The organism is Actinoplanes sp. SE50/110 (assembly GCF_900119315.1).
In the GTDB taxonomy this organism is placed as follows: Bacteria; Actinomycetota; Actinomycetes; order Mycobacteriales; family Micromonosporaceae; genus Actinoplanes.
In genome coordinates, this window is record NZ_LT827010.1 from 3,478,307 (window position 1) to 3,503,156 (window position 24,850).

Sequence of the window (24,850 nt, forward strand, 5' to 3'; positions counted from 1 at the left end):
ACCTCCCGTACGGCGATTTCCCTGCAAAGCCTATAGCTTAGATAGAGATTTGGCGGTGGTTGCCTGCGTCACAGGCGGGCGACTGTCGAGGGCGGACATCCCGGCCCCGGCGGCCATCATGGCCAGGCACAGCAGGAGCCCGGTGCGGCCGCTCAGCACGCCGGTCACCGCGGCGGTCGCGAACGTGGCCGAGATCCGCTGCGAGACCTGCAGGAACGCCCCGGCCAGCCCGGCCACCGCGGCGGGCGCGCCGGCCAGGGTGAGCGCCTGGTTCGGCGAGACGACCAGCCCGCCGGTGACGCCCATGGCCAGTTGGGTGCCGGCCAGTGCGACGCCCAGCGCGGCGCCGGACAGGGTGTGCAGCACCAGGATGGTGGCCGCGATCGACAGGGCCGGCCCCGGTCAGGGCGGCGGTCACGCTGGGCCGGCCGTACCGGGTGACCAGGCGCCAGCTCTGCGCCGAGGCCACCGCGAAACCCAGCGCGCTGGGCAGCGTGGTCAGCGCGGCGCGCAGCGGCGACCAGCCGAGACCGTCCTGCAGGTGGAGGACGAGTACCAGGGTGGTCGCCAGCGACGCACCGAACTGGAACATCGCGGTCAGCGTGCCCAGACTGAAGCCGGGCCGGCGCAGCAGATCGGGGATGAGCACCGGGGTGCGACCGCGACGCGCGTACCGGCGCTCCCAGGCGATCAGCGCGAGCAGCGCCGCGCCGGCGGCGAGCGCCCACACCGCGCGCGGCGGACCGCTTCCGGCGGGCAGGGTGAACGGCAGCAGCAGACCGAGAGTGGTCACCGCGAGCAGGCCGAGACCGGGCAGGTCGAGGGTGGTCCGGGCCGCTTGCGGCGCGCGGCCGCGGGGCAGCAGGAGGATTGCCAGCGGTACGGTCGTCAGCCCGAACGGCACGGTGAAGAGCAGGATGAGCCGCCACCCGAGGTGCTCCCCGGCCGCGTTGAGCACCAGCCCGCCCAGTGGTGGCCCGATCACCCCGGCGATCCCGCCGACGGTGGCGTAGGCGCCGAGTGCCCGGGTGCGCGCCCGGCCCGTGTACAGGTCCTGGATGATGCCGTACACCTGCGGATTGACGGTGCCCGCGCCGGCGCCCTGCGCCAGGCGGGCGATCGCGACCACCCACGGCGCGGTGGCCGTGCCGCCGACGATCGCCGCCATGGTGAACAGGGCGACCCCGCCGGCGAACAACCGGCGGCGGCCGTGCGCGTCGCCCAGGCGCCCGGCCGGGACCAGAGCGAGGCCGAAGGTCAGCGAGTACCCCGCGATGATCCACTGCAGGGTGGCCGGCCCGGCGCCGAGCGTGCCCCGCAGCGCCGGCAGCGCGGTGGTCAGGCTGGCCTGGTCGAGCAGCGTGGTGAAGGCGGCGCAGAGGTAGACGACCAGGGGAGCGTTCGACCGGTTCCGCACGCGGTCACCATATTCGATTCAACCTATGGGTCGAGTGGGATATGCGTCACCGCGCCGGGCTGCCGCGGCCGGCGGTCATCGACGATGATCGGTGCCGGACGATCCGGGACAGCCGGCGCGCCATTCGCGACCCGCCGGACCGGATCGCCGTCGACTTCGGCGTCAGGGTCACCGTCGACGCCGGCGTGGTGAGCGCCCGCGCGACCAGCGAGGCGAACTTCACCGTCCACCTGGAGTGGATCAGCGACCGGCTGGTCGGCCGCCTGGGACTCGACTGACCCTTATAGTTGCCGCCGTGCATGATCACTCACGACGGCTCGTCGCCGGAAGCCTGCTGCTGGCCGGGGTTCTCGCGGCGGCCGGCTGCTCGGCCCACGCGTCCGCCCAGTCCGTGCCCGCTCCCACCCCGTCCGGTGCCGCGCCCACCCTGGCGCAGGCGGCCACCCGGCTGGGCACCGAGACGGCCCGCTTCACCGTCACCCTGGGCGCCGCCGAGCGGGCCACCGGGGTGATCGACCCGGCCACCGGCAACTGGGAGATGACCGGGGACGGCTATGTCGTACGCCGGATCGGGCCGGCCGTCTACGTCCGGCTGACCGCCGAGCCGGCGCACAGCATGTATCCCGGCCAGTATGCCGACGACCTGGGCCGGTGGGTGCACACCACGGTCCCGACGGATGCCGCCCCGGCCTTCGCCGAGGGCTTCCCGTGGGCCGCGGCCCGGACGCTGGCCGGTCAACCGGGCGCCGCCCCGGGCGCCTCCGGCCGCTTCCGGCTGGGTGGGGGCACCGCCGAGCTGGACGTGGCCGGCCGGTTCAGCCGGATCACCCTGACCGACCCGGCGATGACCGTGAGCTACGCCGACTACGGCCTGCCGGTCCGGGTCACCGCGCCGCCGGCCGACCAGGTCGCCGAGGACCACCTGTTCACGGTCGCCAACCTGGGGCCGATCTTCTGAGCCGACGACGACGCCGGCCCCGCCGCGAAGAGCGACGGGGCCGGCGTTCGTGGTCAGTAACCGAAGTCCTCGGTGTAGTACGGGGTGCCGTCCGCGGCGTACACCGCGCCCAGGCCGACCGTCTTCGACCGGCAGTTCAGGATGTTGGCGCGGTGGCCCGGGCTGTGCATCCACGCGGTGACCACGTCGTCGGCGGTCCGGTAGCCCCAGGCGATGTTCTCCGCCGACGGGCGGGCGTACCCGGCGGCCCGGTCGCGGGCCACGAAGTTGGAGCCGCCCCGGCCGGTGTGCGAGAACTCGCCGGTCTGCCCCATCCACGCGCTGTGCGCGCGGGCCGCCTGGGTGAGCGCGGCGTTCTCGGTCAGCTCGCCGCACCCGTGCTGCACCCGCTGCTCGTTGATCAGCCGGTTGATGTCGGCCTGCAGGGCCTGCTCGGCCGCCTTGGCCTTCGCCGGCGCGGCCTGGGCCGGGGACGCGGTCATCATGACGCCGGCCGCGGCCGGGACGACGAGGGCGGCCAGGGCGAAGCTGCGGAGGAGAGAGCGCAAGACGTGGACCCTTTCGAGAGGTGGCGCCCGGCGTGGCGCCGGGCTCACCGTTCTCTTCGTCGCCTGCCCGGTTCCGGTGATTGCCGGCCGGTGGTTGTCGGGTCGCTGTCCGGTTGCCGGAGCTACGGGCCGCTGGTCAGGTCGGTGACCTGGTGGCCGCTGTTCGCGGCCGCGCCGGTGTTGTTGATGACGTGGCTGATCGTGCCGGTGCCGCCGAGCGAGACGGTGACCATGTCGTGGAACTTGACGCCGCTGACCGCGGGGGCCTCGAAGGCGCGGGCGTTGACCACCGACGGGTTCACGGCGAAGTAGCAGTAGCTGCCCAGCCCCCACGCCTCGTGGCTGGTCACCGTGTCGGCCACCTTGTAGGCGGCCCAGCCCCGGGTGGCGCCGTTCAGGTAGGCGGCCTGGTTCGGCGGGTCGTACGGCATCTCGTTCTGGTAGAAGTACGTCCGGCCGCCGTTGCCGTTCCAGATCGTCTGGTACTGCTGGTAGTGCTCGACGAACAGGCCGTAGAAGGTGACGTTGTTCCCGTTGACCACCAGGCCGTTGCGGGCGGTGTTGGTGGTCCAGCCGACCGTGCCGCTGTTGCCGTGGTCGGCGCGCCAGATCCAGGCGTGGTCGCCGATCACGTCGTTGCTGTTGATCTGGACGCTGACGGTGGCCTTGCCGGCGATCGCGCCGCCGATCCGGACGAACACGTCGGAGAGCACGGTCGGGTTCGCCGCGTGCGTGGCGGTCGAGCCGGTCGGGCCGACCTGCAGCAGGATGGCCGAGTTGGTGGTGCCGGCGTCGAAGAGCAGCCCGGCGACCCGCACCGCGTCGACGTCGGCGACGTGCATCGCGTCGACGCCGCCGTCCGGCACGAAGGTGGCCAGCCCCAGGCCGAGGACCACGGTGCCGGCCCGGGTCACGTTCAGCGTCTGGTTGAGGTGGTAGACGCCCGGCGTGACCAGCAGGTTCCTGCCCGCGGCCAGGGCCGCGTTGATGGTCGCCGCGGTGTCACCGGACTTCACCACGTAGAAGCCGCCGATCGGCAGCGAGGTGCCGGCGGGCGTGCCGTTCGCCCAGGTGGGGCCGGACGCGTTGGTCCGCACGGCGGGAACGAAGACCTGGTAGGCGCCGGCGCTGTCGACGTACAGGTACGGCTTCTCGGCGATGGCCGGCGCCGAGCCGACGGTGGTGAACGGCGGGGACGGGAAGCTCTGCGCGGGTGCGCCCGGCGAGCCGACGAACACCTGGTTCCAGTTCGAGCCGGACCAGCTGCCCATCGCCGAGTTGCGGGTCAGGAACTGCTGCTGGGTGCCCGACTGGATCTGACCGTCGATCTTCGAGTCGGCGATGAACCCACCTGACGACCAGCCCCCGTCGGAGAGCGCAAGATTGCCGCGTACGTGCATTCTCCGGTACGGCGCGGCCTGCGACACCGCCCAGCGGTCCAGCCCGTCCGCCGGGCTGACCGACAAGCCCTCGGCGGACCGCCAGAAGTTCTGCGTGGCGTTCTGTGAGCCGTCCGGCCACCAGTCCGCCTCGGCGTGCACGTGGCCGTTGATGGTCACCTGGTCCGGGGTCAGGCCGAGCCCGGCCACCTGGGTGAAGAACCCGACGTTCGCGTCGACCGGGTAGACGCCCGGCTTGAACAGCAGCGCATGGCGAGCGTTGCCGAACTGATTACTGACCTGGCCGTTGAAGACCGCGTTCAGCTTGCTCTGGATGGTCGAGGCGGGCATCGACGGGTCGAAGATCGTGACGTTGGGACCGAGGTCCGGGTTCGCCGGGTCGGTCGGCACGGTGGTCGGGGGCGTGGTGCCGCTGCCGGAGAACGTCCACTTCTGGTGGGCGCCGCCGGAGCAGTCCCAGAGCTGCAGCTTGGCGCCGTCGGCGAGATTGCCGTCCTTGATGTCGAGGCACCTGTTCGCCGCGAGGTTGACCAGGTCCTTCGAGGCGGTCAGCGTCCATTTCTGGGTGGCCACCGAGTCATAGCAGTCCCACAGGTGCACCACCGCGCCGTTGGCGGTGGCGTTGTTCGCCACGTCGAGACATTTGCCGAGCGCCCGCACCTGACCGTTGTCGGCCAGCGTCCAGTTCTGGTTCGGGCCGCCGGAACAACGCCACATCTGCGGCTGGTTGCCGTTCGCGGTACTGCCGTCGGTGACGTCGAGGCATCTGCCGTTGGCCGAGCTGACGAGGGTGCCGCTGCTGGCGGCCAGCGCCTCGGTGATGCCGGCGACGCCGAGGCCGGCGACCACCACGGTCATCGTGCCGGCGGCGAGCCAGCTTCTGCGGGACAGGGGCATGGTGGGGACCTTCCGTCGGGGGAGACGGGGACAGGATTTCCGTACGCCGGACGGTCCTCAATGTTCTTTAAGACTCCCTTAATGGTTCCGGAACAATCTTTCTGACTTGTTTCAGAGCCGCCCGGGTGTAGCTGGGCATACCGCAGGACGGTGGCCATCGATAGTGACCCCGCAGGGCGGCTGATGATCGACTTTCCGGCATGTCGTCACGGGGTAGAGGAATCGTCGTCTATCTGGCCATCGCCTTCGGCGGGGTGTGGCCGTACCTGTTCGTGGTCCGGCTCGGCTTCGGCTGGTCGCTGGTCGATCCGCTGGTCCAGCTGCCGGTGGCGTTCGTGCCGGCGATCGGCGCGGCCGTGGTGCGCCGCTGGGTCACCCGGGAGGGTTTCGCCACCGCCGGGTTGCGCCTGCGCGCGCCGTGGCGGTTGTGGGCGGCCGGCTGGTTGGCCCCGCTCGCCGCCACCGCGGTCATGCTGGGCTGCGCGTACTCGGCCGGCTGGTGGCGGTCCGGCGTGGGGCCGGCCGGCGGGCCCGGCGGGGTGCCGATGCTGCTCGCCGTCCAGGTGGTGCTCATCCCGGCCTATTTCGGCGAAGAGTTCGGCTGGACCAGCTTCCTCTGGCCGCGCCTGGTGCCCGGCCGGCCCCGGCTGTCGCTGCTGGCCACCGGCCTGATCTGGGCGTTCTGGCACTATCCGCTGGCCTTTCTCGGCTACGCCGACTTCACCGACCGGGCGGTCAGCATTCCACTGTGGACCGTCATGTTCCTGCTCTTCGAGGTGCTGCTCGGCTGGCTGTACGCGGGTAGCGGCTCGGTGTGGGTGACCAGCCTCGCCCATTCCGGCAACAACGTGGTGATGAGCATGGTGTCCGAGCAGCTGCTCGGTGGGCTGACCAGCGTGCAGACGCTGATCTGCACCGACCTGGGGCTGGCGCTGCTCTGCCTGCCCCTACTCGGGTCGCCGGTGTTCGGGACCGGCCCGGGCGGCCGGATGAATGAATGCCCCCCGGTGGAGCGCCGGAACTCACCCGATCGCATGACACCGGGGATTTCCCCGGCGCGAAACAGCCGCGACCGTCGGCAGGCTTCAGGAGTCGGCGACCGGCGGTCGTGCCCGGCCGGCGACCGGCGCGAGGTGGGGGGAGACGGCTATGCGACAGGCGGTGGCGGAGGATCTTGCCACGGTGGTCCGCGAGGCTCGGGCCGGTGACGAGCGGGCGTGGAGCCGGCTCGTCGAAGCCTACGACCCGCGACTGCGGATGATCGCCCGGCGGTTCCGGATCCCGCCCGACCAGGCCGGCGACCTGGTCCAGGCGACGTGGCTGCAACTGTTCAACGGGATCGGCCGGCTGCAGTGCCCGGAGGCGGTCGGCGCCTGGCTGGCCGTCACCATGCGGCGGTTCTGCCTGCACGCGGTCGCCGGCCGGGACCGGGAATGCCCGGTGACCGGCCTCGACGAGTGGCTGACCCAGCCCGGTGAGGCGCCGGAGGCGGACCTGCTGCGCGCCGAGCAGGCCGCCACGGTCCGCCGCGCCCTGGCCCGCCTGCCGGAGCGCCAGCGCCGCCTGCTGTGGCAGATGGCGACCGACCCGGACGCGCGGTACACCGAGATCAGCGCCCGGCTGGACATCCCGGTCGGCGCGATCGGGCCGACCCGGGCACGTGCTCTGGGCCGGCTACGCCGCCTGCTGCTCGACGAGGATCGGGCCGCTCACTACTCTCACCAGCGTGGATCTTGATTGGGGGCGCACGACGCACGCGTACGGCCCGGCGGTCGCCACCCCGGGACACCTGCGCGACCTGACCGCCGTCGAGCCGGCGGCGCGGGCCCGGGCGCTGCGGCACCTGTACCACGAGGTCTGCCACCGCCAGACCATCCATCCGGCGACCGGCCCGATGGTGGAGGCGGTCGCCGGGATCCTGGCCGACGACCGGCTGGGCGTACCGGACCCGGATGCCGGCCGGTCGATGCGGGCGTCGCTGCTGGCGCTGCTCGGCGAGGTCGGCGCGTGGTGCGGCGGATATGCGTCCGAGTCGGAGAGCACGATGCTGGCGATCCGGCGCGACGATCCGGAGGCCGCCGCCTTCCCCGAGGTGTGGGACGACTTCGAGGGCGACCCGGCCATCCTGATCGCCGGCCCGGTCCAGGCGGCCTGCGTGCGTCGGGCGCCGGCGGTGCTGGCCGCGCTCACGCCGTGGCTGGACGCCGACGATCCGCACGAACGCGGCCGGGCCCGGTACGCGGCGGCCTGCTGGGCGGCGCTCGGCCCGCCCGTGCCGGAGCCGGTCATCGCCCGCCTGCGCGAGATCGCCACCGGCGACGGCTGTCGCGACGTGCGGGTCGACAGTGTCCTCGGGCTGGCCGGGGCGGGCGTCGACACCGGGGTGCTGCTCGACGACCCGGACCGGCTGATCCGCACGTGCGCGGCGCTGTCCCCGGCGATGGCCGGCGATCCGCGCGCGGTCGCGCTCGTGGAGGCCGCACTGATCGATGCGCCGGACGGCATCCGGTGGGAACCGCCGCCGCCCTACATCGCGTTCGGGCTGGAGAACCGGCTCGCGGCGCTGGCTCCCGGGTGGCCCGGCTAAACGAGGTTGTGCAGCAGGGCGGCGAAAGCCGCCGGATCCCGCAGGTGCGGGAACGTGCCCTCGGCCCGGCTCGCCGGGTGACCGGCGCCGACCGGCACCGCCGCCCACTCGCGGTAGGCGGCGGTCACCGCCCGATCCGGTCGCCGGGGAACGGCGAACTGCCGGTACGCGGCCGGCACCACCGACAGGTCGGTGTCCGTCCCGTCGTCCACCGTCAGCACGTGCTGCACCGCGTACTTCTCCGCGAAGGCCCGGGCCAGCCGCGCCGCCCCGGCGTGCGCCACCAGGATCGGGGCGCGGTGCAGGTCCAGCCCGCGGATCAGCGCGGCCAGGTCCTCGGTGAGCCGGCTGAGGTCGGCGCGCGGCGCGGACTCGCCGTGTCCGGGCAGGTCGACCGCGACCGCGGCGCAGCCCGCGTCCAGTTCGGCGGCGACCGGCCACCACATCGTCCGGTCGTAGAACAGCCCGTGCAGCAGGACCACCGGGCGGCCGAACCGCCCCCAGCGGTCGTAGACGAGCCGGTTGTGCGGTGTTCCGTGGGCGTGAGTGGTGCGGCGTGGCGGCTGTGGATGCACGAAGTCGGACTTCCCTGAGGATGACGGCGGCCGGAACCCGCACTTTTCGGTCGCGGATGGGATAAAGCGGCGGGTCTACGGATGTAACGAGCGCCGGGGGGCCACCGGTTACGCTGCCGCGGTGACCGCGGCGACATCCTTCCGACTCACCCCGATGCGACCCCGCGATCCGGGCGAACCAGGACGCACCGCGACACCCCTGGAACTCTTCTTCGACCTGGTGTTCGTGGTCGCGGTCAGCATCGCGGCGGGAGAGCTGCACCACGCGCTGAGCGACGACCTCGCCGTCCCGCTCGGCGCGCTGCTCGTCCTGCTCGACCCGATCACCGGGGTCCCGGTCCTGCTCACCGCAGTGATCATGGTGGCGGTCGTCGCGGTGCTGGTGCTGCGGCCCCCGCTGTCAGAGCGACAGAAACTCACCGGCCCCGCGCAGGCGGGTCACCAGCCGGCGCTGCGTCGCACGACAATCTAACCGTACGTCGACGGCACCGGGCAGGCCGCTGCCGACCCGCCGGGCGGTCCGCAGCGCCGACTCGTCGAGACCGTCACGGCGGGCGATCAGCACCCCCAGCCGGTGCCGGCTGACCGCCTCGGCGCCCGCCACGTGATGCACGCCGGGCGACGGACGGGCGGCGAACTCCAGCAGGGCGGCCGCCAGGTCGGTGACGTGGATCGGGCAGCGGACGTCATCGGTGAACAGGACCCCGGACCGCCGGCCGGTGGCCAGATCGCGGACGTGCCGCTCGGTCACCGAATCACCGGCGCCGATGATCAACGACGTACGCACCACGGCAGCGGCCGGCACCAGGCCGCGGACCGCGACCTCGGCAGCGGCCTTGGCCGCGCCGTACGGGGTGACCGGGTCGGGCGCCGCGGTCTCGGCATAGGACGGCGCGCGGCCGGAGAAGACGGCGTCGCTGGAGACATGCACGAGCCGGGCGCCGCAGCCGGCGGCGGCCGCCGCCACGTGCATGCCGCCGTCAGCGGTGGTCGCCCAATCCGACTGCAGATAGGCGGCGTTGACGACCACCTCCGGATTATCGGCCGCGACCAGAGCGGCGACCGCGGACCGGTCCCGGATGTCCAGCCGCGGACCGGTCGGCCGGCGGAACGCGGTCGCCGTCACCCGGTGCCCGGCCAGCCGGGCCTGCCGGACGACCTCCCGGCCGAGCAACCCGCTGCCACCGATCACCAGAAGTCGCATCGCCGGATCGTATGCGCCCGCGTCGCCACCGTCGCCCACGGCTTCACCGGTCAGCAGCCGCGGCGGCCGGGCAGGCCGAGGATCAGGGCCAGGCCGACGGTGGTGTGCATGCCGATCAGGGTGAGCGTGCCGGTGGCGCCGACCGCGCTGCCGAGCGGGCCGGCCAGCGACAGCAGCAACACCACGAAGGCGATGATCCGGTACGTCCGGGTGGCGTGCCGGGTCCGGCGCTCCAGGACGGTGAGCAGCGCCCAGGCGGCCAGGCCGGCCAGCAGCGCGGTGATCACGACGGCGGCCGGGCCGATGTGGGTCGTGCCCCCGCTTGAGCGGACGGTGAGGTCGGTGCCGCCCCACGGGTCGGTGACCGTCCACAGGAGCAGGGCTCCGGCCGCGCCGGCGGCGACGGTGATCGCCCGGCCGGCGCGGCGCCGGGCGGGACGGGGGCAGTCGGCGTCGGTGGCGGTGGCGGGACGGTGCGTCTGGTTCGTCATGCCGATGAGCCTGGCCGACCCGGCCGGTCGCCCACATCGGACCGAAGTCGGCGGCGCCGCTCTCCTAAGTTGCAGCCTCTCCTACTTTGGTCGGTGTCGGCGCCGGCAGCGCCGCCGATACGGTGACCGCGTGAAAACCAACGGTGCCGTCGGCATGGTCCTCGGGGTGTCCGGCGCCCTGGTCACCGCGACCGTCACCGGTTGGTGGGCCGGGCGCCCGATGGTCGCCCCGCTGCTCACCCTGGACGTGGTGGCCGGCGTGCTCGCCTGTCTGATCACCCCGCTCATGCTGTGGCGGCCGGTGCCGGTCGCCGGCGTGCTCGCCGTGCTGGCCGCGCTCTCCCCGGCGGCCAGCCCACCGGCCACGATCGTCGCGCTGCACGTGGCCCGGCGGCACCGGTTCCCGGTCGGGCTCGCGGGCGCGGCGGCCGGCGTCGTGGCGCACGCGGTGCAGGGCTGGTGGCGGCCCAACGACGGGATGTCGTACGGCTGGTGGCTGGCCCTGGTCACCGTCGGCTACGGCGCGCTGCTCGGCTGGGGCGCCTGGTGGCGGGCCCGCGACGAACTCGTCCGGTCCCTGCGCGAGCGGGCCCGGCGCGCCGAGGCCGAACAGGGCCGCCGGGTCGCCGAGGCGCGGATGCTGGAACGCCGCAAGATCGCCCGGGAGATGCACGACGTGCTGGCGCACCGGCTGTCGCTGATCGCCACCTTCGCCGGGGCGATGGAGTTCCGGCCCGACGCACCGCCGGAGCGCGTCGCGGCGGCCGCCGGGGTGGTCCGCGACGGCGTCCACCAGGCGTTGGAGGAGCTGCGCGAGGTGATCTCGCTGCTGCGCGACGACACCCCGGCGGACGACGACGGCAGCCGGCCGCAGCCGGTCCTGGCCGACGTGCCGCGACTGGTCGAGGAGAGCCGGGCGGCCGGCACCGAGGTGCGGCTGCGCGACACGGTCGCCGAGCCGGGTCAGGCGCCGCCCGCGGTGGCCCGCACGGCGTACCGGGTGATCCAGGAAGCTCTGACCAACGCCCGCAAACACGCCGCGGGCCGCGCGGTCCGCGTCGAGCTGCGCGGCGGTCCCGGCGCGGGCCTGCTCATCGACGTCCGCAACGAGCTGGCCCCCGACCACCCCACCCCACCCGGCTGGAGCGGCGGCGCCGGCCTGGTCGGCCTCACCGAACGCGTCCACCTGGCCGGCGGCCACCTCGACCACGAGTCCACCGCCGGCGAATTCCACCTGTACGCTACCCTGCCCTGGCCCCGGTGACCGTCGCGCCGGTGACAGACGGTGGTGTGCCGCGTCAGACAGGCACCGGACCGGCCGCCTTCCGGCCGCTGACGGTCTCCCCGACAGTGGTCCGCGGGCGTCGTTAGCATGGCCGGCATGACGCGGCCGGTGCGGGTGATCGTGGTGGATGATGATGCGCTGGTGCGGGCCGGGCTGACGATGATGCTCGATGGCGCGCCGGGGATCGCGGTGGTGGGGGAGGCCGCGGACGGCGACGAGGTGGCGGCGGTGGTGGACGCGCACGCGCCGGATGTGGTGCTGATGGATCTGCGGATGCCGCGGGTGGACGGGATCACGGCGACCCGGCGGGTGCGCGGCCGGCCGCGGGCGCCCGAGGTGATCGTGCTGACGACCTTCGACACCGACGACGACATCCTGCACGCGCTGCGCGCCGGGGCCAGCGGGTTCCTGCTCAAGGACACGCCGCCGGCGCGGATCGCCGAGGCGGTGCGGCAGGTGGCGGCCGGGGAGCCGATCCTGTCGCCGGGGATCACCCGGCGGTTGATGGATCGGGTGGCGGTGCAGGCCGGAGCGTATGCGCGGGCCCGGAACACGCTGGCGGCGCTGAGCCCGCGGGAACGGGACGTGGTGGTGGCGATCGGCCGGGGTCGGTCCAACACGGAGATCGCCGCCGCGCTGGACATGACCCTGGCCACCGTGAAAACCCACGTCTCGCACATCCTGACCAAGCTCGATCTGGACAACCGCACCCAGATCGCGCTGCTGGCCCACGACGCCGGCCTCGCCTGATCTCCGCCACCGTCACCGAAGCCGGGCGTGCGCCGGTCAGGCGGTGCGCTGAACCCAGGCGCGGGCGAGGGACGGGGCGGTGCGCCGCTCCGGGGCCGGCAGGAAGCGGCGCAGGGTGGCCGCCTCGCGACGCAGGCTGTGCCGGGTGGCGGCGGCGAGCCGGGCGTCGTGCGCCGCGGTCCGTTCGGCGACGGTGGCCTGCCGGTGGATCGTGCGGCGGTGGGCGGTGACCGCGGTGAGCAGGATCAGTTCCTGGTCGGCCGGGTGCAGGCGCGGGTTCCAGCCGTCGCGTCCGGCGATCGCGGCGGGCAGCGCGGCGGACGGCAGGTCTCCGCGGTCGACGGCGGCGCGCACCGAGCGGTGCAGGAAGCGTTCCCGGTCGGCGTATTCGGCGGCGGTGCGCGGACTGTCCGGCGGGGCGAAGGCGGCCGCGGCGCGGGCCCGGGTGAGACGCTGCTCGGCGGCCTGCCAGGCGTGCCAGGTGTCGGCGGCGTGCGTCTCGGCCCGCTGCCGGTGCTCCTGCCAGCGCTGTGCGGCGTGGTCGGCGCGGTCGGCGGCGACCTGGATCTCCTCGGCGTACCGGGCGAGTTCGGCGGCCTCCCGCCGTGAGCGGGCCAGGCCGAGCGCCTCCAGGGCGAACTCGCGGGGGTGGCGCACCGCCTGCGGGTTGGCCAGCAGGAGCAGGGCGGGCAGGGCGAACAGCAGCAGAACCAGCCAGATCGCGACGGAGGCGATGGAGTCGGCGAGCAGCATTGTTCCTCCGGGAAAGCTGACGGAAGACTGATGAAAAGCTGGCAAAAGCTGGATGGAAATCGGCCGAAACGCGGAAGCGGCGGGGCCGGAATGGAGCCGGAAAAGATCAGACAGCGAAAGCCGGGGGCGCGCGGGAGGCGCCGGCGGACACGGTGGTCTGCGCGTTCAGCACCCGGGTGCGGTCGGCCACCGGGACGGTGGCGACGACCGGAAGGTCCACAGGGGAGGGCGGCACGCGGCGGCATGCGCCCAGCGCGGCCAGCAGCAGGATCAGGGAGCGGCGCACCAGGTCCCTGATCATGCCCCCAACCTATCCGGTCGGCGCCGCCACCGCCACCCGACACACTGGCGCCCGAAATTTCCGGAAAAAGTAGTAATTGATGGGACGGCGATTACACCCCGGTGTGAAGGCTATTTCCACCGTGTTATTCGGGCCTAGTCTGAATGGGTCACATAACCCGGGCCGCTCCGGCACGGAATGTTCGTGCCATCATGGCGCTCGTCATTTGGCAGTGCGTTTCCTCCACCGGCGAAGGGTTGAGCCTCAGTGACCTCGGACGTCGATGATGTTTCCACCCCGGAGGATGTCACCGCCGCGGCAGCACCCGTCGCGGTCACCCGCGGGCCGGCCGACCTGTGGTCCCGCCACCGGTCCTGGCTGGTCCCGCTCGCGGTCGTCGCCTTCCTGGCCCAGATGGCCGTCGGCATGGTGACCGCCGCCCGGCAGGAGTCCACCACGGTCGACGAGGTGGCCTATCTCGGCGCCGCGGTGACGTATGCGCACGATCACGACCTGGCCGACAACTACGAGCATCCGCCGCTGACGAAGCTGCTGGAGGCCACCGGTCTGGCCTTCGTCGACGTGAAGCGCACCACGCACTTCGACGGCGACCAGTGGGCGCTGGGCGAGCACCTGCTGTACGACAGCGGCAACGACGCGCAGGAGCTGCTCTTCGCGGCCCGGCTTCCGATGATCATCCTGACCCTGCTGTTCGGGCTGGTGGTCTTCGCCTTCGCCCGGGACCTGACCGGCCCGGCCGGCGGCCTGCTGGCGCTGCTGCTGTACGCGTTCTCACCGGACGTCATCGGTTACGGCTCGCTGGCCGGGGTGGACCTGCCGACCGCCGGCTTCCTGCTGACCGCCCTGTGGCTGTTGTGGCGGGCCCGGTCCCGGCCGTATCTTCACCTTCCGCTCGCCGGTGTCGCCCTGGGCGCCGCGACCGCCAGCAAGGCCACCGCCCTGCCGGGTCTGCTCGTCGGCGCCGGGCTGGCGGTCGTCTCGGTGTGGTTTGCCGGCCGCGCCCATCACCTGGGCCGCCCACCGGTGCTCCGGCTGCTGCTGATCGGCGTCGCCGCGGCCGCCGGGGTCGTCGCCGTCGCGATCGCCACCGTGTGGGTTACCTACCTGATCGTCGACCCGCACCTGCACTGGGTGACCCCCCGGTCGGTGGGCCCGGTGCACGGGCTCAAGGGCGAGCTGTTTAACCTCCTGCCGTTGCCGCGGCCGTTCCTCGACGGGATGCGCCTGCAGCTGGGCCTGGAGAAGGGCACCTACTCCAGCGTGCTGTTCGGTGACTTCCAGAACGGCGCGCGATGGTACTACCTGCCGGGCGCGCTGCTGATCAAGGAACCGCTGGGCATGCTGGCGCTCTGGCTGATCGGCTCGGTCGCGATGCTGCGCTCGGCGAAGCTGCGGCCGGCCGCCCTCTACCTGCTGCTGCCGACCGCGGTGCTGACCGCGACGGCGATGGCCGGCAACCGGAACTGGGGCGTGCGGTACGCCATTTTCGTCCCGGTGATTTTGGCGGTCGTGGCGGCCGCCGTGCTGGTCTACCGGAATCGGTGGCCGCGGGTCGTCGTGGGTCTGCTGGCGGCGTTCGTCGCGATCAGTTCGCTGGCCGCCTTTCCGTATTATCTGACATATTCCAACGAGGCCTTCGGCGGCCCGTCCAAGACATATCTTCAGCTTACCGACTCGAATGTCGACTGGGGCCAGGACATGTCCCGGCTCGGTGACCGGCTGGCCCGCAGATATCCGGGGGAGCAGGCCTGGCTGATCTACAAGGGCCGGGGCCGGGCCGCCTATTACGGCGTGCCCGGGCAGAACCCGCTGGTCCTGCCCCCGGCTCAGGTGCACGGGCTGATCGCGATCTCGGTGCGGTGCCTGACGCTGAAGAGCGCCTGCCTGCCCGACGCCTCCGTGATCAGTGCGAAAAAGGCTCGGGCGAACTTCAATGAACTGCTCGCGACGAGCACCCGGATCGACAACGTCGGCAATTCAATCTTCATCTACCGGCGGTGAGGGAAATGTCGGCCGATCGGGCTAATCCGAGCGAAGGACAGGACATTCTGGCCGGGCGTTAGTTTCCGCAAACCTCAGCGAACCCCGCGGCGGCGGGTCCACAGTTATGGACGCGCCGCCGACATCGTTTGTCCGGTGCCGGGCGATTCTGCGCGCCCGTTGATCGACACACGGGAAGAGCTCGCTGATGAGTGCGGTAGCTGCCGAAAAGGCGCAGCGGCGAATGGACCTCAAGGATCTGGTGTCACCCCTGGGCGGCCTGATCACCCACGTCATGCCACTGCCGGTGGAACCCTCGGAGCCGCCGCTGCGGGTGCACTCGGCGGACCTCGGCGACGTCTCCACCGTGATCTCCAGCGCGTGCGGGCCGGACTGCCTGGGCAGCCTGGACGGCACCGGCACCGGGGTCGACCCGGAGCGGGCCACCGTGGTGGCGATCGCCGAAGCACTCGAACGATACGCCAACATCCTTTACGACGAGCGGCAGATCCGCTGGGCCACGGCCGACGAGCTGGGTGCCGAGGCGCTTGCCCTGGACACCCTGCCGCGCTGCTCGGCCACCGAGCTGGCCGCCCCGGACTGCCCGGTGGTCAGCCCGGACCCTTCCGCACCGATCCGCTGGGTGCGCGGCATGAACACGCGCACCGGACGGCTGTGCTGGGTGCCGGCCGCCCTGGTGTACATGCACTTCTCGGCGCACGGTGCGGAACGGATCACCAACCCGATCTCCACCGGCGCGGCCGCGCACCCCGACCCGGCCCGGGCGATCAGCGGCGCGCTCTGCGAGGTGGTCGAACGCGACGCGATCAGCCTGACCTGGCTGCAGCGGCTGGAGCTGCCCCGGCTGGTCCTCGACACGGTCGGCCCGGAACTGCAGCGCTACCTCGACCTGTGCGCCGGGCGGAACGCGACGATCCACCTGTTCGACGCGACCACCGACGTGGGGATTCCCACCGTGTACGGCGTCTCGGTGGCCCCGGAGCACCCGTCGTGCCGGATCGTGGTCTCCTGCGCGACCAGCCTCGACCCGCAGGTCGCGGCGGCCAAGGCGATCTGCGAGACGGTGTCGGTGCGGATCGCCCTGCACGACGCCAGGCCGCCGAGCGACGACGTGCGCACCTTCACCGGGGTGGCGGACGGCGCCGCGTACATGTGCGCTCCGGAGCGCGCCGAGGCCTTCGACTTCCTGCTGGACAGCCCGGCCCGGCGCCGGCTCTCCGAGATGCCCGACCTGTCGACCGGCGACGCGCGCGGCGACCTGCGCGTGGTGCTGGACCGGTTGGCCGAGCGCGGTCTCGACGCGTACCTGGTCGACCTGACGCCGGACGAGGCGGTACGGGCCGGGATGACGGTGGTCCGCGCGGTGGTGCCCGGGCTGCTGCCACTGTCCTTCAACTATCGTGCGCGCTTCCTCGGCACGCCCCGGCTGTACGAGGCGCCGGCCCGGATGGGTCACCCGACCCGCTCCGAGGCTGAGCTCAACGCCTGGCCGCAGCCGTTCGCCTGATCCCACCGTAAGCCGTTCATCCGAGGTAGCAGCTGGCCGTTCGGCCGATGTCACCGTATCAGGAGTCAGCATGTACCACCTGCGCGTTTCCCCCGTAGGCCCGTTCGGATACGCGGTCGCCGAACGCCTGCGCGACCTGTGCCCGGACGTCTCGATCACCGACCCGGTGGACCGGGCGGCGCCCGCCGCACCCAAGGGGCCGACCCTGCACCTGCTCGCCGCCTGGCGCCGGGTGCCGGACACCGAGCGGGCGTTCGACGAGCGGGCGCACCGCACCGGCGACCCGTGGCTGCCGGTCATCCTCGACCACCCGGTGCTGGAGATCGGCCCGGCCGTGCTGCCCGGCGTCGGCGCCTGCCACGGCTGTTACCGGCTGCGGCTCGCCCAGCACGATCCGGCCCGCACCGTCCGCGCGGCCGTCGACCGGCACTACGAGCTGGACCCGGACGCCGGTCCGGCCGGCTACCTGCCGTCGACCGCGCTGTTCGCCGCGGCCGCCGCGGCCGAGGTGGTGCAGCGGCTACGGACCGACCCGGAGGGCGAGGCCGGCCGGGTCCGCCAGATCGAGGTGCCGACCCAGCAGCTGCGCACCGGCCGGGTGGTCGGCGTGCACGGCTGCCCGCGGTGCGGTCTGGGACGTGACGAGCAGACCCGGTCGTACGACCGGCTGCCGGAGATGATGCGGGGAGTGCTGGCATGATCGGGACCGAAGAGGCGACCCGGAACGACGGGCGGTTGTCGGCCGCGTACATGGCGTACGCCGTCGCCAGTGACCCGCAGTTCACCGTGCCCCGGCGCCCCTGCCTGATCCCCGGCCTGGTCGTCGTCCGGCTCGAGGACGGCTTGGCGTTCGCCGGCAGCGGCAACCGGCAGACCGTGCTGCGCGGCCGGACCGCGATGACGCTGATCCCGCGCCTGCTGCGCCTGCTCGACGGCACCCGCACGGTGGACGAACTGCCGGAGAAGCACGCCGCGGCGTGCGTGTCGATGCTCTACGTGAGCGGCCTGCTGCAGGACGGCCCAGCGGGCGGGGAGGCCGAGCTGATCCCCGCCGAGGTGGTCGACTACCTGGGCCGCAACCTGGACACCACCCGGGTGAACCGGAGCCGCGGCGAGGCGGCGGCCCGGCTGGCCCGGACCCGGGCGCTGATCGCCGGGCCGGAGCGGCTCACCGGCCCGCTGCGTGCGGAACTCGCCGCGGCCGGCGTCGACGCGCACCCGTTCCACCCGGCCGACAGTCTGGGCGACGGCGATTTCGTGGTCGCGGTCGACGACGGGAACCTCGCCGGGATCGACGAGGCGTGCCGGCGGGCCGGGGTCGGCTGGCTGCGTACCGCGGCCGGCGCGTCCACCGCCGAGATCGGACCGATGTTCGATGCCGGCCACACGAGCTGTCTCCGGTGTTTCGCCGAGGGACGGACCGCGCCGGCCGGGGAGCCGTCGCCGGCCCGGGCCGCGATCTGGGCCGCACTGACCGCGACCGAGGTCGTCCACCTGCTGTCCCGGGTCGGGCTGGCTCCGTCGACCGCCGGCTGCACCGCGTACGACCTGGACGACTGGTCGCAGACCAGCACCGGCGCGTACCGCCGGCCCGGCTGCCCCCGCTGCCTGCCGGGCACCGAGCCGGCCGAGCCGGCGCTGGCCCACGTCTACGAGCAGGCGGTGGCGTTCCCGCCGCGCGAGTGGCTCAACCCGAAGGACCACCAGGCACACTTCCGGCCGGCCAACGCGGCGCTGCAGCGCTACAACAAGGAATATCGGTCCGCGCCGCGGATCCCGCTCGCGGACGCGCCGTTCGCGGACCTGGCCGGGCTGCTGCTGCGCACCGCCGGTCTCAAGGACGCGGGGGAGCGGGTCACCCGGTGGGCGCCGACCGGCGGGAACCTCGGCTCGGTGCAGGCCTACCTGCGGGCCGACGACGTGCCCGGGCTCGACCCCGGCTGGTACTTCTACCAGCGCGGCGACCACAGCCTGGCGCGGATCGCCGGGCCGTCGGCCGGGATCGCCCCGGCGCTGGAGGCGGACCGTCCCGCGGCGCTGATCGTGCTCACCGGCGCCCTCCCGGTCGTCGCGGCAAAATATCACGATTTTTCATATCGACTTGTCTGTCTGGACGCCGGGGCGGCGCTCGCCCAGCTGTCCGCGGTGGCCGCCGAGACCGGGCTGGCCACCCGGATCGCCGATCGCTGGGACGACCAGGCGATCAGCGCGGCGCTGCGGATCGACGCCGTGACCGAGCCGGTGACCGCGGTGGTCGCCGTGAGCCGGAAGGACCCGTCATGACCACGGCCACCCAGCACGACCGCCAGCGGCTGCTCGAACACCTGCTGGCCGACACCCGCCTGGACGCCGCGGCGGCCGTCCGCCCGCTGCCCGAGGTCCCGGCGCAGACGGCCGCGGCGCCGGCTGACGGGCCGCTGATCACGCTGCCGCCGCCGGCTGCGCCGCGTGCCACCCTCACCGCGACGCTGGCGGACCGCTCGGCGGCACGGGATTTCGGTCGTACGCCGATGGCCGCCGCCGATCTGTGCGCCCTGCTCGCCGCGGCCGACACGATGGACGCCGGCTCGTGGCCCGGTGAGCGGGCGGCCGGCGTCGACCTGGAGATCCACTGCGCGGTCTGGCGGGTCGACGGCGTGCCCGCCGGGCTGTACCGCTATCCGCCCGCCGGCGACTCCCTGATCCGGGTCGCCGACCTGCCCGAGGGCCCGGCCGCCGAGGAACTCGTCATGCAGCGCGAGTTCGCCGGGGCGGCCGCCGTGGTGGTGCTCACCGGCAACCTGGCCGCCGCGCTCGCCCGGCACGGCAGCCACGGGCACCGGCTGTTGCTCACCCGGGCCGGCGCCGCCGGGCACGCCGCGTGGCTGGCCGCGATCCGTCTCGGACTGGTCGGGTCGGTCTTCGCCGGACTGCTGCCGCACGTACTGAAGGAACTCGCCGGAGCCGACGGCTACCGCCGCGCCGCGCTGTTCGCCTTCGCCGCCGGACACCCCGGCGGATCTTGATCGTGGGTCCGGAGCGCGGCAGCGCCCGGGCCCCGGCCGGCCGGCGGAGGGCGCCGGCCGGCGACCCGCATGACACGACACATCGAAGGAGCTGAGTCGTTATGCACACCGAAATGACCGGGCCGGAGATCTCCGAGGATCTCGACCTGTGGCTGGAGGACGACCTCACCGCCGAGCAACTGCCCACCGTGATCAGCGCGTCCCTGCTGGGCTGCGGCGGCTGTGGCGGCTGCGGGCCGTGCGGCCCCTGCGGACCGTGCGGTCCCTGCGGTCCCTGCGGTCCCTGCGGTGGCTGCCACGGCTGTCACGGCTGCCACGGCTGTCACGGATGCCGTGGCTGCCACGGCTGCGGTGGCTGCGGTGGCTGTGGTGGTTGCGGCGGATGTCGCTGACCCCAGGCTAGTCAACGGCCGGGGGCGCGCCACCGTCGCGCGCTCCCGGCCGCCCGCACCCCCCGGAGAGGCACCGATGTCCGCAGACCTTCGCCCCGCCACCTGGCTGGACGCGCCGATCGGCCTCGCGCCCCAGGTCAGCCTGGTCGACGGAGCCGACGGCAACCCGCTGCTCTTCGACGCCGAGACCGGCACCTACGTGCGTCTGAGCCGGACCGGCGCCCGCCTCGTCCCGCTGCTCGACGGCAGCCGCACCGGCGTCGCGCTGCTCGACGCGGCCACCCGCTCCCGTGGCCCGGACGGCGTCCGCGACCGCTCCCCGGCCCTGCTGTCGTTCCTCACCGACCTGCGGGCCGCCGGCGTGCTCACCGTCGCCCCCGAACCGCGCCGCGGCCGCCGCCGCTGGTTTCCCTGGCTGATCCGGCTCACCCCGCGCGTCCGGATCCCGGCCCGGCACCTCAACCTGCTGCTGCGCCCGCCGGCCCGGCTGCTCACCCGCTTCCCGCGCGGCGCGCTCAGCACCGCCCTGCTGCTCGCCGCGGCGGCCACCGCGGCCATCGCCCTCGCGCTGCTCGCCCCCGGGCCGCCGTCCTTCGTCGGCCCGCCGTGGCTGCTGATCGTCGGTGCGCTGGTGGTCCAGGCCGCCGTCCACGAGATGGGCCACGCCACCGTCTGCCAGGCGCTCGGCGTTCCGGTCCGGGAGGCCGGGATCAAGCTGTTCTTCTGGCTCCTCCCGATGACCTACGTCGACCGCACCGACGCCTACCGGGTGCGCTCCCGCACCGGCCGCGCCGCGGTCGCCCTGATCGGCCCCCTGGTCGATCTGCTCGCCGCCGGTCTCACCGGTCTGCTCGTGCTGACCGCGCCGGACCGCTTCGCCGACCTGCGCTGGCTGCTGGGCATGCAGCTGTTCGTCGTCCTGAACAACCTCAACCCGCTGCTGCCCCTCACCGACGGCCACCACGCCATGGAAGCCGCCATGGGCGAGCTGAACCTGCGCGACCGCGCCTTCCGCTACCTGGGCCACGTCCTGTTCCGGATGCCGCTCTCCGCCGCCCACCAGGCCGTCTCCGCCACCCGCCGCGGCATCTACCTGCTGTACGGCCTGGTCAGCGCCGCCTATCTGGCCCTGCTCCTCACCATGATCGGCACCAACTACTACCGCCTGCTCGCCGCCGCCTTCTAGCCCGCCGAGCCCGGTCGGCGCCCGCTCCTGATCGGATCGTCCGAGCCGGAACGGCCGGCAGCCCGGTCACCGTGACGCCGGGTGCCCGGTACGGTTCCGCGGTCGCGCGACGGGCGGTCCAGGGTCACACGGTGCCTCACACGTGCGCCGGTCATCGTGGGATGACTCGAGTCGTTCGGTGACGCGACGACCTGGTGGGCGCGCTGCGCCGGTGCATCGCGGATTGCGCTGCTGCCTCGGGCAGCCGGCCTGGTCAGGGTGGCGACAGGCCGGCCGTCGCCGGTGACACCTGGGTGGACGTGTGGTCGCTGCGGGCCGGTGCGCTTGGCGTACCTCGGCGGGCGGGGTGGACGATCCGCTGCGGCTGGTCTGCCGGCGCGGCGCGGTCAGAGGAGCAGGCGTAGGGCGCGGTGGACGTTGCGGTCCACGGTGGTCAGGGCGCGGGCCGCGCTGTCGATGCCGACGTCGGCGAGCAGGGCGACCAGGGCGACCTTGGCGTCCCCGTCGGCCTCCTGCAGGGCGGTCTCGCAGGAGGCCGGGGAGACCCCGGTCGCCTCGGCCAGGATCCGGATCTGCCGGTCGCGGAGTTTGGCGTTGCTGGCCAGCATGTCGGTCATCAGGTTGGACCAGGTCCGGCCGAGCCGCACCATGGTGGCCGTGGAGAAGGCGTTGAGCACCATCTTCTGCGCGGTCCCGGCCTTCATCCGGGTCGACCCGGTGAGCACTTCCGGACCGGTGTCCGGGGCGATGTGCACGTCCACCTCGGCGGCCATCGGCGACGCCGGGTTCGCCGAGATCAGGACGGTCTTCGCGCCCGCGGCGCGCGCCTGGGCCAGGGCGGCGCGGACGTACGGCGTACTCCCGCTGGCGGTGACCCCGACGCCGACGTCTCCGGCGACGACCGCGGTGGCCGCCGCGGCGCCGGCGAACTCGTCGTCCTCGGCGTCCTCGGCCGGGCGGGTCAGTGCCGGCAGGCCGCCGGCCAGGTGGGCGACGACCCGGTCGGGGGCCAGGCCGAAGGTCGGGATGAGCTCGGCGGCGTCGAGCACGGCGATGCGTCCGGAGGTGCCGGCGCCGAAGTAGTGCACCCGGTTGCCGTCGGTGAGCGCACTGACCGCGAGCTCGACCGCGGCGGCCAGCTCGGGCAGCACCGCGGTGACGGCCGGCGCGACCAGGCGGTCCTCCGCGTTGATCAGGCACAGCAGGTCGAGCGTGGACATCCGGTCCATGGTGGTGCTGCGCGGGTTGCGCTCCTCGGTGCGCGACAGCGACGCTTCCTCGACGTGCCTCATCAGTGCCTCCGGTCAGCGCCCAGCCGGCGCGGCTGGACGGCGGTGTAGGTGGCGTCCAGAGCTGCCCTGGTCTGCTGGTAGGTGCGCTGGGCGACCCCGACGAACACGCAGTCGATGACGGTGAGCTGGGCCAGCCGGCTGGCCATCGCGCCGGAGCGGAACGTCGTCTCGCGGGCCGCGGTGGTCAGCACGAGGTCGGCGACCCGGGTGATCGGCGATTTCGGGAAGTTGGTCAGCGCGACGGTGCGAGCGCCGTGCCGGCCGGCCTCGGCGAACGCGTCGATGGTGTCGATGGTGGCGCCGGTGTGCGAGATGCCGACCGCGACGTCCCGCTCGTCGAGCAGGGCGGCACTGGTCAGGGCCAGGTGGGTGTCGCTCCACGCGTAGGCCACCCGGCCGATCCGGTGCAGTTTGAGCTGGAGGTCCAAGGCGACGAAGGCGCTCGCGCCGACCCCGTAGATGTCGACCCGGCGGGCCCCGGCGATCAGGTCGACGACCTGCTCCAGGACGGCGAGGTCGAGCTGGGTGGCGGTCTCCTCGACGGCCCGCGCGTCGGCGAAGGCGATCTTCTTGACCACCTGGCCGAGGTCGTCGCTCTGGCTGATGTCGCTGCCGACCGGCTCGTCGTCGCCGGCCGCCCCGGACGCGCGGCCGGCCTCGGCGGCCAGGGTGAGCCGCAGCTGGGAGTATCCGTTGAAGCCCATCGCCCGGCAGAACCGGATGACCGTGGTCTCGCTGGCGCCGGCCCGCTCGGCCAGGCCGGTGATGGTGAGCCGGGCCGCGGTGTCGGCCTCCTCGACGATCACCCGGGCGACGCGCTGCTCGGCGGGGGAGAGCGCGGGGAGCAGGCCGCGGGCCCGTACCACGATGGTGTCGCCGCCCTGTCGTCCGGTCATGGAGAAAAGTTTCCTTCGATCGGCGCTGTCCGTCAATTGTCTCCGTCGGCGTGGCGGCAGGCCTCACCGGCGCGCATAGAGCAGGTAGGGCTGCCGGCGCTGGTCGAAGGCGGCCAGCTCACCGGCCCACGCCCCGGTCACCTCGTCGACGCCCGCGCCCGCGTCGATCATCGTGCGCAGCCGGGACGACCCGGTGAGCAGATCGATCCAATACGTCGCGCCACTGTCGACCCGCCAGGCGAAGGCGGCCTCCCGGCGCGCCTCGGTCAGCATGCCCACGGCGGTGCGGATCGGGTCGTACGCCCGCGGGTCGATGACCTTGATCTCGACCCCCGCGCACAGCCGGCCGGCGAACTTGTCGACCGTGGGCGTGAAGTAGGCCTCGCGGAACGCGACGCCGGGCAACCCCAGCGCGGCCACCCGGTCGTGCCAGCGGAAGCCGAAGCCGGGGCCGCCGATCAGCTCGAACGGCCGGGTGGTGCCGCGCCCCTCGGAGAGCGCGGCGACGCCCTCGACCATGCCGGTGCCGGGATAGACGAGCGCGGTGTCCGGGGTGGGCATGTTCGGGCTGGGCAGCACCCACGGCAGGTCGGTGTCGCCGGCCCGGAGCCCGCCGGTCCACCCGCGGCAGCTGATCACTTCCGGCCGGGCCGGCCGCCCGGCCGCGGCGGGGACGAACTCGCCGTCGTAGAACCGGGCCAGCTCGCCCACGGTCATCCCGTGCTGCTGGGCGATCCGGAGCCGGCCGACCCCGGAGGTGTAGCCGTCGGTCATCATCGGGCCGGCCGCGTGTCCGCCGATCGGATTCGGACGGTCCAGCACGACGTAGCGCAAACCGAGCCGGGCCGCGGCGACCATCGAGTCGTACAGCGTGTAGATGTAGGTGTAGAACCGCGCCCCGACGTCCTGCAGGTCGAAGACGACGGTCCGCACGCCGGCCGCGCGGAACATCGCCAGCCACCGCTGCGGGTCGGCGGCGTAGGCGTCGTACACGGTCAGTCCGGTGCGCGCGTCGGTGCCGGTGCCCTCGCCGCCGCCGGCCTGCGCCGAGCCGCGGAACCCGTGCTCCGGGCCGAACACCCCGCCGATCTCGATCCCGGCCGCGTGCATCAGGTCGACCACGTGCCGGTACCGCCGGTCGACGGCGGTCGGGTTGGCCACCACGCCGATCCGCTGGCCTTTCAGGGGGGCCCAGCCGTCCGCCGCCAGCCGATCCGATCCGGTCACCACCGGGACGCGGGACGGCGGGGCGGACGCGCCGGCGCCGGTGGACAGGGCGACCGTGCCGGCCAGGAACCCGCGTCGGTTCAGCAAAGGGATCACTCCGAGGTGGTACTTCGCCGGTTGGTGGCGGTAACGACGGGCGAAGCGTCCAGAGTGACGGTACGCGGTCGCATGATCACTG

Annotated in this window: 25 protein-coding genes; 14 read left to right on the forward strand and 11 right to left on the reverse strand. The window is 73.3% G+C overall.

The window, feature by feature from the left end; all coding sequences use genetic code 11:
- Positions 1 to 37: 37 nt before the first annotated feature.
- On the reverse strand, positions 38 to 1,417 hold the full coding sequence (locus ACSP50_RS15385; RefSeq protein WP_014690140.1) for an MFS transporter: 1,380 nt from the start codon (positions 1,415 to 1,417) through the stop codon (positions 38 to 40).
- A 41-nt stretch (positions 1,418 to 1,458) separates the two neighbouring features.
- Here ACSP50_RS15385 and ACSP50_RS15390 point away from each other — a divergent pair, with 41 nt between their 5' ends.
- Positions 1,459 to 1,695: a CU044_2847 family protein gene (locus ACSP50_RS15390; RefSeq protein ID WP_014690141.1), complete on the forward strand. Its 237-nt coding sequence runs from the start codon at positions 1,459 to 1,461 to the stop codon at positions 1,693 to 1,695.
- Positions 1,696 to 1,712: 17 nt separating this feature from the next.
- The gene (locus ACSP50_RS15395) at positions 1,713 to 2,375 is read left to right on the forward strand and encodes a hypothetical protein (RefSeq protein ID WP_014690142.1); all 663 of its coding nucleotides are present in this window, start codon (positions 1,713 to 1,715) and stop codon (positions 2,373 to 2,375) included.
- A 53-nt stretch (positions 2,376 to 2,428) separates the two neighbouring features.
- On the opposite strand, the gene ACSP50_RS15400 is transcribed toward ACSP50_RS15395, so the two are convergent.
- Together ACSP50_RS15400 and ACSP50_RS15405 are read right to left on the reverse strand one after the other, a co-directional pair.
- Positions 2,429 to 2,923 (reverse strand): CAP domain-containing protein, encoded by a 495-nt coding sequence (locus tag ACSP50_RS15400; RefSeq protein WP_014690143.1) that lies wholly within the window; start codon positions 2,921 to 2,923, stop codon positions 2,429 to 2,431.
- A 122-nt stretch (positions 2,924 to 3,045) separates the two neighbouring features.
- On the reverse strand, positions 3,046 to 5,220 hold the full coding sequence (locus ACSP50_RS15405) for an RICIN domain-containing protein (RefSeq protein WP_014690144.1): 2,175 nt from the start codon (positions 5,218 to 5,220) through the stop codon (positions 3,046 to 3,048).
- A gap of 200 nt (positions 5,221 to 5,420) precedes the next feature.
- Between ACSP50_RS15405 and ACSP50_RS15410 the strand changes: the two genes are divergently transcribed.
- The 3 genes from ACSP50_RS15410 to ACSP50_RS15420 are packed head-to-tail and all read left to right on the forward strand — an operon-like array spanning position 5,421 to position 7,807.
- Complete coding sequence (locus ACSP50_RS15410) at positions 5,421 to 6,428, forward strand: CPBP family intramembrane glutamic endopeptidase (RefSeq protein WP_014690145.1); 1,008 nt, start codon at positions 5,421 to 5,423, stop codon at positions 6,426 to 6,428.
- On the forward strand, positions 6,370 to 6,957 hold the full coding sequence (locus ACSP50_RS15415) for an RNA polymerase sigma factor (RefSeq protein WP_014690146.1): 588 nt from the start codon (positions 6,370 to 6,372) through the stop codon (positions 6,955 to 6,957). The genes ACSP50_RS15410 and ACSP50_RS15415 overlap by 59 nt, the downstream gene beginning before the upstream one ends.
- Entirely contained in the window at positions 6,947 to 7,807 is an 861-nt protein-coding gene (locus tag ACSP50_RS15420; RefSeq protein ID WP_014690147.1) for a HEAT repeat domain-containing protein, read from the forward strand. The genes ACSP50_RS15415 and ACSP50_RS15420 overlap by 11 nt, the downstream gene beginning before the upstream one ends.
- Here the strand turns inward: ACSP50_RS15420 and ACSP50_RS15425 are convergent.
- Complete coding sequence (locus ACSP50_RS15425) at positions 7,804 to 8,382, reverse strand: alpha/beta fold hydrolase (protein WP_014690148.1); 579 nt, start codon at positions 8,380 to 8,382, stop codon at positions 7,804 to 7,806. The two genes, ACSP50_RS15420 and ACSP50_RS15425, sit on opposite strands and share 4 nt — an antisense overlap.
- 121 nt (positions 8,383 to 8,503) lie before the next feature.
- On the opposite strand from ACSP50_RS15425, the gene ACSP50_RS43390 reads away from it, so the two are divergent.
- Positions 8,504 to 8,854 (forward strand): low temperature requirement protein A, encoded by a 351-nt coding sequence (locus ACSP50_RS43390; protein ID WP_080127838.1) that lies wholly within the window; start codon positions 8,504 to 8,506, stop codon positions 8,852 to 8,854.
- On the opposite strand, the gene ACSP50_RS15435 is transcribed toward ACSP50_RS43390, so the two are convergent.
- Complete coding sequence (locus tag ACSP50_RS15435) at positions 8,783 to 9,586, reverse strand: sugar nucleotide-binding protein (RefSeq protein ID WP_014690150.1); 804 nt, start codon at positions 9,584 to 9,586, stop codon at positions 8,783 to 8,785. The genes ACSP50_RS43390 and ACSP50_RS15435 overlap by 72 nt on opposite strands.
- Positions 9,587 to 9,636: 50 nt before the next feature.
- Positions 9,637 to 10,077 carry a DUF6069 family protein gene (locus ACSP50_RS15440; protein ID WP_014690151.1) on the reverse strand — a complete coding sequence of 147 codons (441 nt, stop codon included), beginning with the start codon at positions 10,075 to 10,077 and terminating at the stop codon, positions 9,637 to 9,639.
- Between the two features lie 130 nt (positions 10,078 to 10,207).
- Here ACSP50_RS15440 and ACSP50_RS15445 point away from each other — a divergent pair, with 130 nt between their 5' ends.
- Both ACSP50_RS15445 and ACSP50_RS15450 read left to right on the forward strand, forming a co-directional pair.
- Positions 10,208 to 11,341 carry a sensor histidine kinase gene (locus tag ACSP50_RS15445; RefSeq protein ID WP_014690152.1) on the forward strand — a complete coding sequence of 378 codons (1,134 nt, stop codon included), beginning with the start codon at positions 10,208 to 10,210 and terminating at the stop codon, positions 11,339 to 11,341.
- 108 nt (positions 11,342 to 11,449) lie between these two features.
- Positions 11,450 to 12,112, forward strand: coding sequence for a response regulator transcription factor (locus ACSP50_RS15450; protein WP_014690153.1), 663 nt, complete (start codon positions 11,450 to 11,452; stop codon positions 12,110 to 12,112).
- Between the two features lie 36 nt (positions 12,113 to 12,148).
- Here the strand turns inward: ACSP50_RS15450 and ACSP50_RS15455 are convergent, their stop codons facing one another.
- Positions 12,149 to 12,865, reverse strand: coding sequence for a hypothetical protein (locus ACSP50_RS15455; RefSeq protein WP_014690154.1), 717 nt, complete (start codon positions 12,863 to 12,865; stop codon positions 12,149 to 12,151).
- Positions 12,866 to 12,971: 106 nt separating this feature from the next.
- Positions 12,972 to 13,166 carry a hypothetical protein gene (locus tag ACSP50_RS15460; protein ID WP_014690155.1) on the reverse strand — a complete coding sequence of 65 codons (195 nt, stop codon included), beginning with the start codon at positions 13,164 to 13,166 and terminating at the stop codon, positions 12,972 to 12,974.
- A 246-nt stretch (positions 13,167 to 13,412) separates the two neighbouring features.
- On the opposite strand from ACSP50_RS15460, the gene ACSP50_RS15465 reads away from it, so the two are divergent.
- The 6 genes from ACSP50_RS15465 to ACSP50_RS15495 all read left to right on the forward strand — a co-directional run bounded on the left by ACSP50_RS15465 (position 13,413) and on the right by ACSP50_RS15495 (position 21,257).
- The gene (locus ACSP50_RS15465; RefSeq protein WP_014690156.1) at positions 13,413 to 15,167 is read left to right on the forward strand and encodes a glycosyltransferase family 39 protein; all 1,755 of its coding nucleotides are present in this window, start codon (positions 13,413 to 13,415) and stop codon (positions 15,165 to 15,167) included.
- A gap of 187 nt (positions 15,168 to 15,354) precedes the next feature.
- Complete coding sequence (locus tag ACSP50_RS15470) at positions 15,355 to 16,674, forward strand: YcaO-like family protein (RefSeq protein ID WP_014690157.1); 1,320 nt, start codon at positions 15,355 to 15,357, stop codon at positions 16,672 to 16,674.
- Positions 16,675 to 16,744: 70 nt separating this feature from the next.
- A complete protein-coding gene (locus ACSP50_RS15475; protein WP_014690158.1) occupies positions 16,745 to 17,374 on the forward strand; it encodes a TOMM precursor leader peptide-binding protein in 630 nt (209 codons plus the stop codon).
- On the forward strand, positions 17,371 to 18,957 hold the full coding sequence (locus tag ACSP50_RS15480) for a nitroreductase (protein WP_014690159.1): 1,587 nt from the start codon (positions 17,371 to 17,373) through the stop codon (positions 18,955 to 18,957). The genes ACSP50_RS15475 and ACSP50_RS15480 overlap by 4 nt, the downstream gene beginning before the upstream one ends.
- The gene (locus ACSP50_RS15485; protein ID WP_014690160.1) at positions 18,954 to 19,679 is read left to right on the forward strand and encodes a nitroreductase family protein; all 726 of its coding nucleotides are present in this window, start codon (positions 18,954 to 18,956) and stop codon (positions 19,677 to 19,679) included. Before ACSP50_RS15480 ends, ACSP50_RS15485 begins: the two co-directional genes overlap by 4 nt.
- A 468-nt stretch (positions 19,680 to 20,147) precedes the next feature.
- On the forward strand, positions 20,148 to 21,257 hold the full coding sequence (locus ACSP50_RS15495) for a PqqD family protein (protein ID WP_014690161.1): 1,110 nt from the start codon (positions 20,148 to 20,150) through the stop codon (positions 21,255 to 21,257).
- Between the two features lie 386 nt (positions 21,258 to 21,643).
- Here the strand turns inward: ACSP50_RS15495 and ACSP50_RS15500 are convergent, their stop codons facing one another.
- The 3 genes from ACSP50_RS15500 to ACSP50_RS15510 all read right to left on the reverse strand — a co-directional run bounded on the left by ACSP50_RS15500 (position 21,644) and on the right by ACSP50_RS15510 (position 24,768).
- Complete coding sequence (locus tag ACSP50_RS15500; RefSeq protein ID WP_014690162.1) at positions 21,644 to 22,549, reverse strand: N-acetylmuramic acid 6-phosphate etherase; 906 nt, start codon at positions 22,547 to 22,549, stop codon at positions 21,644 to 21,646.
- Complete coding sequence (locus ACSP50_RS15505) at positions 22,549 to 23,445, reverse strand: MurR/RpiR family transcriptional regulator (RefSeq protein ID WP_014690163.1); 897 nt, start codon at positions 23,443 to 23,445, stop codon at positions 22,549 to 22,551. The genes ACSP50_RS15500 and ACSP50_RS15505 overlap by 1 nt, the downstream gene beginning before the upstream one ends.
- A 63-nt stretch (positions 23,446 to 23,508) precedes the next feature.
- Positions 23,509 to 24,768: an exo-beta-N-acetylmuramidase NamZ domain-containing protein gene (locus ACSP50_RS15510; RefSeq protein WP_231956939.1), complete on the reverse strand. Its 1,260-nt coding sequence runs from the start codon at positions 24,766 to 24,768 to the stop codon at positions 23,509 to 23,511.
- Positions 24,769 to 24,850: the final 82 nt, after the last annotated feature.